Here is a 12465-nt window from a genome sequence, read left to right on the forward strand (position 1 = left end):
ATCTACGTTTACATAAATTAAGTTAAAATAATATTGTAATTATTAATTTGCCATAACACGACTTAAGTGGATATACCATAGATGTTTTTGCTTATTACTCAAATTATTATGTTAAAGTCCGTTAACAAACTTTAAATTCTCCTATGAAAGAGATTAACTCATGGCTAAAAACATTGTTGTAATGATAAATTCTGGTAAAGATCAAAAAGCTAAGATACTAACTGGATTAACTTTAGCACTAGTAGGAGAGCAAAAGCATCTATTTGATGATGTTCAAGTTATGTTCTTTGGTCCTAGCGAACAATTAATAGCTGAAAAAGATCCCGACATCATGAATATGCTAAACCAACTTGTGAGTCTAGAAAAAGTTTATGCTTGTCAACTGGTAGGAGATAGTATGAATATTACAGATAAACTGAAAGAAGTTCAAGGATTAACTGTAACTTTAGTAGGTCCAGTTATTGCAGATTTTGTAGCTAAGGGATATGAGATACTCAACTTTTAGAAAAATTTTAGATAAAGGTCGCTTTTTATTCTTATATGGATTTTAAGGTAATAGAAAAAGAGAGTGTTGCATCTTACCTTGGGATGAGAGTTATAGAAGTTAAAGATGGAATATCTAAGTTAGAAATTCCTTATTCTGAAAGAATATGCAGAAGAGGAGGGGTTCTCCACGGCGGAATGATAATGACTTCAATGGACTATGCAGGAGGGTTAGCAGTAGCTTCAATAAACGATGGAATAGACCAAGTTACGCAGGAACTTAAGGTTAACTTCCTTGAACCAATGTATGATGGTCCTTTTACTGTTGAGGCAAAAATAGTGAGGAAGGGAAGGACTGCAGTAGTTGTCGAGATAGAATTTAGGGATTCTGAAGGAAAGTTAGGTGCAGTAGGTTTAGGAACCTGGTATATAATTAGGGATAGGAAAGTGACTAAGGATCCTTAACTTCAAATTTTTTATAATCCAAAATTAATCCTACCTTGGAAAGTATACCTTCTCCTATTATATTTTCCTCCACTCTGGGATACCATAAGCATCTGCATAAGGTTTCATAATTTAGTATTCTGAGTGTAGCGTATTTTTGAACTACTGAAAAACATAACTTCGTAGTCAAACAAATTTCTCCTCCATCGCTTGCCGAGAAAGGTATTCTATCAAATATCTCAGAAGTAACTATAGTATCTCCTGAAAATCATGTATCGACATAAAACCATTCTTCTATATCTTCTATTATAGCCTTTATCCTCACTTAAAATATACCTCTTTAGGGCCTTCAATTCTAACCCTATATTTTATTGTTTTTGCGTAGTTGTATGCTTCTTCTGCTGTTTTTAATTCTTCTAAAACTTCTCCTTTTAAGTTGATAACCCTATAGGCTCTTTCTGCCGTTATTATAACTAGAAGAAGGAGAAGGAATTAAACCTTCTCCCGCTTTAAGCTGTTTAAATTCTCAAAATTATTTATATCTTCCTATTTGCTATTGATATTATGGACTTTAATGTTATAGCAGAAAAATGGCAGAAAGTTTGGGGAGAAAGGAGAATTTTTGAAGCAAACATTGATGAGAAAAAACCTAAGTTCTTTATTACAGTTCCTTTTCCTTATACTAATAGTCCTATGCACATAGGCCACGGTAGGACTTACGCTACTGCGGATATTTACGCAAGGTACATGAGAATGAAAGGATATAACGTTCTATTTCCCTTTGCTTTCCAGTTCACAGGAACTCCGATACTTTCAGTCGCAGATTCAATAAAGAGAGGAGACCAAGATATTATCGACTTCTTTAAGACCGTTTACGAAATAGATGAAGAGAAGATAAAGGAGCTTTCTGACCCATATAAGCTGGCAGAGTATTTTAGGCAGGAGATGGAGAAGACTGCAAAAGCTATAGGTTTAAGCGTTGATTGGAGGAGGAGTTTTACCACTATTGATGAGAGGTTTTCCTCATTAATTCAATGGCAATTTAAGAAATTAAAGGATAAGGGTAAATTGATTAAGGAAACTGACGCTGTAGGTTATTGCCCTAGAGACCAATTCCCGGTAGGGATGCATGATACTAAAGGAGACGTTGAACCTGAAATAGAAAAGCTTGACGTTATACTCTTCGAAGGGGAGTACTTTTATCCAGTAGCTACATCAAGACCCGAGACAGTATTTGCCGGAATAGGAATTGTAATTAATCCTTTAACGACTTACGTGATTGCAGAATATTCTGGAAAGAAAATTTTGTTATCTAAAGAGGCATTTGAAAAGCTTTCTTATCAGAAGGACTTAAAGATGATAGGAGAAATCAAACCGGATGAGCTAATAGGCAAGGAAGCTGTAAATCCGGTAACTAAAAAGAAGGTTAATGTCTTTTTAAGTAAGTTTGTAGACCCATCCTTCGGTACTGGGTTAGTAATGCTTACTCCGGCTCACGATCCTATACATAAGGTAATTGCTGAGGATAATGGGGTTCATGATTATTATGCAGTAATATCTTCCCCCGGCCTGCCTGAAATTCCCACTGAAGGAATAGATATTAGAGACATGGCAGAACTGAAGGACTTTGCGGATCAAATATACAGGACTGAGTACTATAAGGGTATAATGACGGATGTTTCTACATACGTTCCAGATTATATGAGACAGTACGTAAAAGAAATGATCTCAGGAAAGCCCGTAAAAGATGCCAGAATCTCTACAATAGAACTACTTAACAGTGTTGGAAGGCATGATACTATTTATGAGATAATGAACGGACCTATTTATTGTAGATGCGGTGCACAGATAGTAGTAAAGATAATAAAAGATCAGTGGTTTATAGCTTATGACGATCCTGAGTGGAAGGTCGCAGTTCTGAACTCTTTAGATAACATCAATTTCGTTCCTCAGGAAGTTAGGAAAGATTTGGAAAAATCAATATTCAATTTAAGGAAGAGAGCTGTAGGAAGAAGCAGAGGTTTAGGAGTTAAACTACCTTGGGATGAGAGCGAAATAATTGACAGCTTATCAGATTCTACTATTTATACAGCATTTTATACAATTTCTCACAAGCTTAAGAAAGCCAACGATAAACTTTTTGATTACGTATTTTTAGGTTTAGGAAATCCTGAGGAGATAAGTAAAGATCTAGGGGTAAGCAAAGAAGAAGTAGAAGAATTAAGGAAAGAATACAATTATTGGTATCCGGTAGATTCAAGGCATAGCGGAAGGGACTTAATACAGAATCATATTCCTTATTATATTTACAATCATCTGGAGATCTTAGGAAAGTTGCCAAGACAGATTGTAATAAACGGTTTTGTAAGGGTAGGAGGAAAGAAGATGAGCAAGAGCTTCAGAAACGTTTATCCTCTCAGTAAGGCTATAAAAGAGTACGGCGTAGACCCCGTTAGGATAGTTTTATCCACTCCAAAGCTTTCAGAAGATGTAGAGTTTAACTCTACTGTGGTTACGTCTACTGCAGAACAGCTTAAGAGAATTTACTCCCTTGTGGGTGAATTGCTTGCTACAAAAGGCGATAATTTTGGTGTAGCTGAAAAATGGCTTTCAAGTATAATGAGCGAGAGAGTAAGAACAGTTGATGAAAATATGAAGAATCTTGACTTCTTTACCGCATACAATGTAGTTCTATACGACATTTATAACGTAATAAAGGATTATTTGGATTTCACTAGCGGAATAAATACAGAGCTTTTGAAGAAGTCGATTTCAGCATGGATAAGGATGCTTTATCCTGCGGCTCCTCACATAGCTGAAGAACTGTGGAGTAAAGCTTTTTCAGGCTTAGTTGCAGAGCAGGAATATCCGAAGCCTGAGGAGTTTACAATTTATCCAGATGCCGTTGTTGAAAAAGGATACATAGATTATGTTGTAAGCGAAATAAAGGAGCTAGAAAGGATAGTTGGAGAGGGAGAAAAGGCTGTATTATACGTAAATAATGACTTATCTTTAGCTAAAGATACAGCTAAAGCCATAGAAGAAGGGCAGAATGCACTCGAATTTGCGGGAGGAAATGAAAGGCTAGAAAAAGCATATTCATCGATGAAGGCTTATGACGATCTTTTCATGAAATCTTTACTTACCTTACAAGATTTTGACGAGATAAGGACTTTGGCTAATTATGCAAATTACATAATGAGTAAGACTAACTTAGGTCAAATAATGATTTACGATAGTAATGATATAAACGCTCCAGACTTTAAGGGCAAGAAGTCTCAAGCATTGCCTCTATCTCCTTCTATAGTAATATTCTCTAGCTAATAAGTAATAAAATTGTATTTTTAACAATATGTCCCAAAGCCTTTGCTGTTACTAAATCCAGTCCACACTCATGAAACCCATCTTCATGGAGCTTCCAAGCAGATTTCCACATTTTAAGCGTCCCTGGATATTTTTCGTTAATTAATCTTGCAGCTTTAAATAATATTTCAGATTTCCATCTACCTTTTTTATTAACTTCTGAAATAATTTGTGTTAAGTTTAACGTCTTGGAAAGTGTTTTTATTGCTTCTTCTGCGGCTTTATAATATTTTTCTGATGCTTGTACTATGTCGCCTTTTTCTAGTAGTTCATCAGCTTCTTTCAAGTACTTCATTATATTTTGCGTTTGCAATTTCAACTAGCTTTTTTACATCTTTTATTAAAATTTTTAGTGTATCTTCATCGAGATTAGCTGTATAAAGAGCTGTAGCACTATTCCAATAATCTAGAATATCATCACCTAAAATCTTTGATATTTCTAAAGCTACTCTATTAATTGAAGCTAGATTCCAATTCTCTGGATTTATTTTAAGATATATTGAAAGTGTTTTTATTGCTTCTTCTGCGGCTTTATAATATTTTTCTGATGCTTGTACTATGTCGCCTTTTTCTAGTAGTTCATCAGCTTCTTTCAAGTACTTCATTATATTTTGCGTTTGCAATTTCAACTAGCTTTTTTACATCTTTTATTAAAATTTTTAGTGTATCTTCATCGAGATTAGCTGTATAAAGAGCTGTAGCACTATTCCAATAATCTAGAATATCATCACCTAAAATCTTTGATATTTCTAAAGCTACTCTATTAATTGAAGCTAGATTCCAATTCTCTGGATTTATTTTAAGATATATTGAAAGTGTTTTTATTGCTTCTTCTGCGGCTTTATAATATTTTTCTGATGCTTGTACTATGTCGCCTTTTTCTAGTAGTTCATCAGCTTCTTTCAAGTACGTGTTAGCAGAACTTTTGAGAACCTTTTTCACAAGTAGAAATGTGTTTTTTATCAAAATAAAGTCTTTACGAAAATTTCGTTAGGTCTAACTATTTATTTTGTTAAAATTCTTTATTCTCAAACTTTTTTGTATAAATTTTTCTCAAAGCAAAATACAATAACTCTCATTAAGTAAATTTAAGCCTTTACGTCAGTTTCTTTCTAAGAAATCCTAAATACCGTTAAAAGAAGTTATTGATTATGAAAAAGGTTGTAATAGTCGGCGGCGGAATAGCTGGAATGGGAATTGCAAATACTTTAGCTGAGAAACTTAAAGGAAAAGCTGAAGTTACTGTAATAAACAAGGAGGACTTTTATTTTGCAGGACCTAGCAGACCTCTGATTTTAACTGGAGAGCAGGACTATCATAGAATAATCAGGGGTTATGAAAACGTAGGAAGTAAAGGAATAAACCTAGTTGTAGGTAATGTATACAAAGTGGATCCTGACAATAGAAAAGTTTACGTAAGCGAGTCAACTTTTGGAGAGAAAGAAGCTTTAGATTATGACTACTTAGTTTTAGCTCCGGGAATAGTGTTTGACGGATCTAAAATAACTGGATATGAGAAATACTGGTGGAAGAATGCTACAGTTTACGATCCTGGTAGGGTTAACGTATTGAAAGAAAGGTTATGGACTGAAAATGAAGGAACTGTAGTAATCTATGCTCCTAAAGCACCTTATAGATGTGCTCCAGCACCAACTGAGACTACGTTACTTTCTCATACAATATTAACTCATAGAGGAGTCAGGCAAAAGTTCAATATAATCCACATAGACGCTAACGATAAGACCCAACCGCCGTTTGCAATGGATATCGTAAAGCAGACATATGAAAAGGCTGGAATTCAGCTAGTCACTGGTCAAGAGATTACAGAAATAGGAGAGAACTACGTAGTTACAAGCTCAGGAGAAAAATACAATTTTACTATCTTAGCGATGTTAGAGCCTAATAGAGGACCCAGATTCATTGATGAGGCAGGATTAGGTAAAGGTTACGTGGATGTTAGATCCCCACAAGATTTGAGGCATCCAAAGTACGATGATGTGTTATCTGCAGGAGACGCAGCAAAGCTACCTTTCCCAAAGAATCAGGAAATCGCATTCGAGAGCGCAATGTTTGCTGCTAATAAAATCCTTGAAATGGAGGGAGTAAGCGAGAAAGTTCCTGTCCAGTACGCGTTTGTAGGCTGGGCATATATGGGTAACCTTGAAGGTAAATTAGAGACGTTAAGTATGCAATTTCAGATGGATTTAACTACACAACCACCGAAGCCCACAAAGGACCCGCAGTTAAAGAGAGATTATACAATACAGAAGGATAGATGGGAACAAGCATACTTAGAAAAATTATTCGGATATAAAGCTGTTTAACCTAAAAGAAATTTTTTATTATTGTTGTTGTTATTTTTTTCATTTTTTCTAAGTGATTCATTATGTCTTCTTCTGTGTGTGCTTTGCTTATTGTCCACTGTGAATCGTAATTACTCATTGGGATTATTCCTTCGTTTAACATTCCTTTAAAATATTTATTCCATTTTTTAACATCAATTTCTAAGAATTCTGAATATTTCCTAGGAGGTTCATCTCTGAAGTAAATTGTACCACTAATTCCCCAACCTACTACTGAAGCTTTATCACCTACTAAATCCTTGTAAGCTTTGATGAGGATATCATTAAGTCTCATCATTTCATATAGGCTTTCTTCGTTTAATTCATCAAGAGTTATACCTAAGGCTTTAATTGAAATAGGACTTACTTTTACGTAGTCTTCTTCCTTATGATTTATTCCTACTATGCCTATAGGAATACTTCCTGCTAAAGATCTACCATATAGTATAATATCAGGCTTAATTCCCAAGTATTCTGATGCTCCTTTGAAATGTTTTCCTCCTGTCTTTATTTCATCGGCTATAGTTATAATTCCGTATTTTTTAGAAATTTCCATTAGCTCTTTAATGAATTCTTTCTCTGGGATTACTATTCCCATATGAGTTGCTATTGGCTCGAAGAGTACTGCTGAAATTTCCTTATAATTTTGTTTTATTATTTTTTCCAGACAGTCTAAATTATTCCATTCTGCAATTATTTCTTCTCCTAAGTCGCATTTCTTTATTAAATCGTTTTGACCGAACCTTAATATTTTCCTTCTTCCAGTGAGTTGTTTAGCTAAGTTAACAGCATAAATTTTAGCCTGCTTTTCAGTTGAAAATATTTTAACTGATTTTAAGGAAAATCTTTGTTTGAGCTTTTCAATAACTTCCTTTTGTCTAATATTTCCTTCCGTTATTACGTTTACTAGCTCAGGATTTCCATAGCCCAGTAATGCGTTTCCATTTGACATGTCAAAGTCTATGTACTCGTTATTTCCTATATCCCATACTTTGCTTCCTTTCCCTCGTTTTAGAATAGGTAACTTATGGGTTACTTTTAAAACAGGGAAGGATTCTTCGTAAAAAACCTTCAGATGCGAGTGCATCATTCCACCGAATATTTTTACCAAATATAATATGCATGGGGGTATTAATATAGTTTTGGATTGTACATATTACGTTTTTATTGAACAGTTTTAAACTATTTTAACTGTTGTAAAAATAGATAAATTGCCTTATATCCTATGAGCTTAGAGTTAATTTCTGCTAATTTCATTTCCTGCTCGTTTGCATTATAATAATCCAGCTGTAATTTAGGGTAAACAGTCATTCCTTCAGCGCTTACGTTAAAATTTAGAGTTATTGAGTAAGCATTCGTTCTCTTCATATATGAGAGTGAAACAGAATTGTATTCAATTTTGCTCTCGATCTCTTCCTTCTCCTTTTTCATTACCCCAATAACCTCATCAATTTTTTCTGGAAGTACTAACTCCATGTAATGCAAAAGTAATCCTTTTTTCTCTATCTTAACCTTACCTTTCTTAGAAATTAATAGCTTACCTACTTCTCTTATGCAATCCTTACAAACTTTCATACACTTTTCTCCGAAGCATAAGTTACAGTAACTCCCTAAGAGGAGTTTAGATGCTAAATCTGCCATTTTATCAACATCATAATAGTAAAATATCCTTCCTTCTTTTATTGCCCTATCTACGTAGTCTCCCATCTGAGTCTCTGCGTTCTTCGGAGAAAGAAGCACCTCTACTGAGGAAATATTTCCTACGTTAGAGTCGAGCCTGGAAAACGATGTTCCTCCTCCTTCCTTCTTTACCATATCAATAACTCTCGCAACAGGTCCTTTTCCCTCTTTCTTTTCCACTATGTAACTTACGTCAACTCCTTCAAGGTATAAATTCCTTAATGCATCGTCCAGATTATCATATTCTGGAGTTTTAGGGGTTAATGCTACAACTAAGTACTTTAAAGTATCTTCCGTGCTTTCATCGCCTTTGCTCCTTATTAACCTTCCTAAACGCTGGTAAAACCTAAGAGGACTTTGTGGCACATCTGTCATTACTAACAGTTTTGCCTCAGGGATATCTATTCCTTCTTCTCCTACTAACGTTGAGATAATTACGTCTATGTCTCCCCTCTTTGCGCTTTTAACTAATTTTTGCCTCTCAAATTTTGAGGAATCTCCTGTGAGGACTTTTATTCTACCTGGGTCTAAATCTGAGATCGTCTTTTCAAATTCGTAAGCAGTTGCTTTTCTGCTTGTAAATATCAATACGGGCTTGAAATCTTCTATCTTGTAAATGGAGAGAATCTGTCTTAAAGCTCTTGCTTTATGGCTTAATTCCTTCGATTCACATAAGAAGTCTAATTGGGGATTTTCCTCAATCTTTCCTTCCATTCTTCCCAAGCTTTCGCAAAAAGCTTCTTTACCGTAACTGTAAAGAGTCATTTCTAAGAATTTTAAAGTGTTCTTATCTCCTTTTACTTGTCCTCTGAAAAATGTGTCATAAGCGGAATCTTCAGTTTTGTTCATTTCAGAGTCAAAAACATCTGCAATTGCTTTAGGCGGGTTAAAAGTAGGATCTATTTCTGCTAATGCTTTAAAATCGTAGTTTAGGAATTTCGGTTTTCCCAGCTTTTCAACTAGTCTGGGGTCTACCATGTATTTTTTATAAGAAGGTAATAAAGCGGTGAATCCTATCAAATACTTAGGGTCCAAACTAACTAGGGTTGACTCATATCTGCTGTCACCGAAAGCGTGGTGAACTTCATCTATTATTATTGCCTCAGTTTCTGGAGCACATTTTTCTGCAGTAAATGGAGTTGACACAATTATTTTTTTACCTTCCTCAAAAGCAGTGCATTCTCCTTCGTATTCCATTCCTACATCTTCTCCGAAGATCTTTCTCCAGAAGTTGAAGTACATTTGGTCGCAAAGTAACCTTGTGGGTTCCATCATAATTACGTTCTTTACACCTTTCTTAAGTAAATAATAAGCCATGAATAACTCAATCACTGTTTTACCGCTCCCTGTAGGCATTGACACAACTATGAAGTTACTCTTTCCTTCCTCGATTTCTTTTATCATTCTTTCGCTTACGTGCGTTTGGTATGGAAATAAGCTATAGCCAAGCTTAGTCTTTACTATCTCATCAAAATCAGAAAGCATTCCTAAGTAGTTGTACAGAATGGGAAATAAAACATTTGCTACGCTGATTTTTTATTTTATTCCTTCTAAATAGGTTATGCAAAAGTCATTCATAGATAAAAATATAAATATTCAAAAATTAGTTCAAGATATTCAGAATTCTTTAAATGAAGATGGATGGGAAACTAATTCAAATCCTTATTCTCAGACCGATTATTTGGTTAAAGGTCAAAAGAAAGGGCATTTCCATAAGGCTGAGGAGATCTTAATTAGGATAAGGGGAGATCCTAATAATGTTTTAATAACTGTGGAGGAAGAAAACATAGGAAGTTTTGGCAGGGCATGGATTAATCTTAAGCTATTAGGGGAAATTGAAAGAAAAGTTAACGACGGCTTCTATAGTTAACTATATAGATCAATTTAGTTCATGTTAAACTATTTATTTTATGTAGAGAAAGTATATATACTGACTTTCTATAGTAAGCTCGAGAAAAATGAGTAAATCGTTCCCTTCACCGTTTAAGCCAATAGATTCCTTAAAGTTAACTTTCAACCACATAAAAATATGGTATACTGCAGGAATGGGATTCTTTACCGACGCCTACGATTTGTTGATAATAGGTTACATACTAGCTACTATAGAAGATTCATACAAATATGCAGGAATTACGATGCCAGGATTTACTTCATATTTAGTTGGTTCAAATAGCGTATTCTGGAACGGATTATTAGCTTCCATAGCGCTTTGGGCAGCTATTGTAGGTCAGTTACTTTTCGGCTTCTTAGGAGACTATTGGGGGAGAAAGAAAGTTTACGGTGTTGAAGCAACTCTACTTAGTTTAGGAGCATTTCTAAGCGCTTTTTCACCTAGCTTAGTATGGTTGATAATATTCAGGTTCATAATGGGTGTAGGAATTGGAGGAGATTATCCTATTTCAGCAACAATAATGAGTGAATACGCTAACGTTAAGGATAGAGGGAAATTAATAGGTTTAGTTTTCTCAAATCAAGCACTCGGATCATTGGCAGCAGCTGCAGTAGGAATAATTTCTGCAGTAGTACTACCTCCTGACATAGCTTGGAGAGTTATGGCGGGTATAGGAGCAATTCCTGCTGCAACAGTAATATACTTAAGAAGGAAAGTTCCAGAAACTCCAAGATATTCATTATTAGCAAATGGAAATGCTGAAGAGGCAAAGAATGCAGCCCACTTCTTAGGAGGAGATATTGAGGCACAACAACCAGTAGTGGCTAAGAGAATGAGCGTATCTGAGATTTTATCTAAATATGGGACTTTATTAATAGGTACTGCAATCCCATGGTTTATCCTAGATATAGCATTCTACGGGACAGGACTGTACTCCTCGCCTGTAATTGCACCAATATTCGGCTCGCCGTTCCCTAGCGGACACACAACTTTATCACTTTCAGCCTTCCAGGGAGATCTCGCTTATGCTTTGTTCTTAGGAGCAGTTCCTTATCTTGTAGGTTTTCCAGGATACTTTACAGCAGTAGCCTTACTTGATAAGTTAGGGAGGAAAACAATTCAAATCCAAGGATTTGTTATGATGATGGTTCTTTATCTTGCGGTAGCCGGAGTAATGGTTATCTCGAGCGGTAAGGTTACATTCTTAATACCTGCTAGTGCGGCATTCTTATTATACTCACTAAGCTTCTTCTTCATAGACTTTGGTCCAAATACTACAACTTTCGTAATTCCTGCGGAGGTTTATCCAGTAAGGTTTAGGACAACGGGTCACGGAATTTCTGCAGCTTCCGGGAAATTAGGAGCGGCAATAACTACCTATCTGTTCCCGTCACTTTTAGCGTCTTTGGGAATTAAGAATTTATTAATTATGCTTGCAATAGTTAGTATAATAGGAGCTTTACTTACCTTCTTCTTCATACCTGAAACTAAGAATAAAGCTTTAGAAGAAGTAGCAAAAGAGGAATTAACTACTACAACACCTACTACAAATAAATAATTTAAATTTTTCTTTTTATTCTTTCAATTCTTATTAGTTCATTGAATTTTTCTTCAAATTCTTTGATTCTTTTTCCTAGAATTTTAGAGTTAATAAAATCTAATGGCAAGGAAATATCCAGGTCGAGTTTAATTTTCTTGTCTTCAACGTCAAACCTTATATTTCCCCATCGATGTTCGGCAAAATCTGCAACGTTAATAACATAATTAACAGAATTTATGGAAGTATATTCAGTCACGTAAGTGATTAAATTGAATGGTATATAAAATACTCCTTTTATTGGAATTTCCACCTTATACTTATTCTCTACCTTTTCGACGCTAGTTGCTTTCAACATAGCTGAGAATACAAAATAAGGATCGGAAAGTATTGATAATGCATATATTTCATGTTTGTTCTCAAACTCTTCTAGTATTTTCATAAATTCTTCTAAAGAAACTTACTATATATATTTTTCTTATATACTATATATATTTTCTAGTTTACTATATAGATATATATAATCTATTTGGAGATATTTTAGTAATGGCATTCTTATTATATTGAAGAAATATTGGAATCTTAACAACTAATGTATTTAAACGTGATGTTTACCTGCTATTTAACACATGATAAAACAGATGACAAACCTCGCCCTTTACAGTAGACCCAAAATCATTTCACAAATACGAATCCAATACGAAGTCCCATATTTTTCTTTATAA

General features: G+C 34.7%; 13 protein-coding genes. 6 read left to right on the forward strand and 7 right to left on the reverse strand.

Features of this window, described 5'->3' with window-relative positions:
* Nucleotides 1–160 precede the first annotated feature (160 nt).
* Together HS5_RS07220 and HS5_RS07225 are read left to right on the forward strand one after the other, a co-directional pair.
* Complete coding sequence (locus tag HS5_RS07220) at nt 161–505, forward strand: DsrE family protein (protein ID WP_236750562.1); 345 nt, start codon at nt 161–163, stop codon at nt 503–505.
* A 35-nt stretch (nt 506–540) separates the two neighbouring features.
* Nucleotides 541–948: a PaaI family thioesterase gene (locus HS5_RS07225; RefSeq protein ID WP_236750564.1), complete on the forward strand. Its 408-nt coding sequence runs from the start codon at nt 541–543 to the stop codon at nt 946–948.
* Here the strand turns inward: HS5_RS07225 and HS5_RS07230 are convergent.
* On the reverse strand, nt 935–1117 hold the full coding sequence (locus HS5_RS07230) for a hypothetical protein (protein WP_236750566.1): 183 nt from the start codon (nt 1115–1117) through the stop codon (nt 935–937). The two genes, HS5_RS07225 and HS5_RS07230, sit on opposite strands and share 14 nt — an antisense overlap.
* 374 nt (nt 1118–1491) lie before the next feature.
* On the opposite strand from HS5_RS07230, the gene leuS reads away from it, so the two are divergent.
* A complete protein-coding gene (gene leuS, locus HS5_RS07235) occupies nt 1492–4251 on the forward strand; it encodes a leucine--tRNA ligase (RefSeq protein WP_236750568.1) in 2760 nt (919 codons plus the stop codon).
* Here the strand turns inward: leuS and HS5_RS07240 are convergent.
* From HS5_RS07240 to HS5_RS07250, 3 genes are read right to left on the reverse strand one after another with little or no spacing between them, the layout of a single operon-like run.
* Nucleotides 4244–4585 (reverse strand): PaREP1 family protein, encoded by a 342-nt coding sequence (locus HS5_RS07240; RefSeq protein WP_236753489.1) that lies wholly within the window; start codon nt 4583–4585, stop codon nt 4244–4246. The genes leuS and HS5_RS07240 overlap by 8 nt on opposite strands.
* Nucleotides 4563–4886, reverse strand: a complete 324-nt coding sequence (locus tag HS5_RS07245) for a PaREP1 family protein (RefSeq protein ID WP_236750569.1) — start codon at nt 4884–4886, stop codon at nt 4563–4565. Before HS5_RS07245 ends, HS5_RS07240 begins: the two co-directional genes overlap by 23 nt.
* Nucleotides 4873–5232, reverse strand: a complete 360-nt coding sequence (locus HS5_RS07250; protein ID WP_236750571.1) for a PaREP1 family protein — start codon at nt 5230–5232, stop codon at nt 4873–4875. The genes HS5_RS07245 and HS5_RS07250 overlap by 14 nt, the downstream gene beginning before the upstream one ends.
* A 209-nt stretch (nt 5233–5441) precedes the next feature.
* Here HS5_RS07250 and HS5_RS07255 point away from each other — a divergent pair, with 209 nt between their 5' ends.
* Nucleotides 5442–6614, forward strand: a complete 1173-nt coding sequence (locus HS5_RS07255; protein ID WP_236750572.1) for an FAD/NAD(P)-binding oxidoreductase — start codon at nt 5442–5444, stop codon at nt 6612–6614.
* A gap of 1 nt (nt 6615) precedes the next feature.
* On the opposite strand, the gene HS5_RS07260 is transcribed toward HS5_RS07255, so the two are convergent.
* A complete protein-coding gene (locus tag HS5_RS07260; RefSeq protein WP_236750574.1) occupies nt 6616–7743 on the reverse strand; it encodes an aminotransferase class III-fold pyridoxal phosphate-dependent enzyme in 1128 nt (375 codons plus the stop codon).
* A 71-nt stretch (nt 7744–7814) separates the two neighbouring features.
* Nucleotides 7815–9797 carry a DEAD/DEAH box helicase gene (locus tag HS5_RS07265; RefSeq protein WP_236750576.1) on the reverse strand — a complete coding sequence of 661 codons (1983 nt, stop codon included), beginning with the start codon at nt 9795–9797 and terminating at the stop codon, nt 7815–7817.
* A gap of 76 nt (nt 9798–9873) precedes the next feature.
* Here HS5_RS07265 and HS5_RS07270 point away from each other — a divergent pair, with 76 nt between their 5' ends.
* Both HS5_RS07270 and HS5_RS07275 read left to right on the forward strand, forming a co-directional pair.
* Complete coding sequence (locus tag HS5_RS07270; RefSeq protein ID WP_236750578.1) at nt 9874–10182, forward strand: hypothetical protein; 309 nt, start codon at nt 9874–9876, stop codon at nt 10180–10182.
* 88 nt (nt 10183–10270) lie between these two features.
* Nucleotides 10271–11761 carry an MFS transporter gene (locus HS5_RS07275; RefSeq protein WP_236750579.1) on the forward strand — a complete coding sequence of 497 codons (1491 nt, stop codon included), beginning with the start codon at nt 10271–10273 and terminating at the stop codon, nt 11759–11761.
* 1 nt (nt 11762) lies between these two features.
* On the opposite strand, the gene HS5_RS07280 is transcribed toward HS5_RS07275, so the two are convergent.
* Nucleotides 11763–12182, reverse strand: coding sequence for an STK_08120 family protein (locus HS5_RS07280; protein ID WP_236750581.1), 420 nt, complete (start codon nt 12180–12182; stop codon nt 11763–11765).
* Between the last annotated feature and the right edge of the window lie 283 nt (nt 12183–12465).

The sequence above is a fragment of the Acidianus sp. HS-5 genome (assembly GCF_021655615.1).
Classification (GTDB): domain Archaea; phylum Thermoproteota; class Thermoprotei_A; order Sulfolobales; family Sulfolobaceae; genus Acidianus.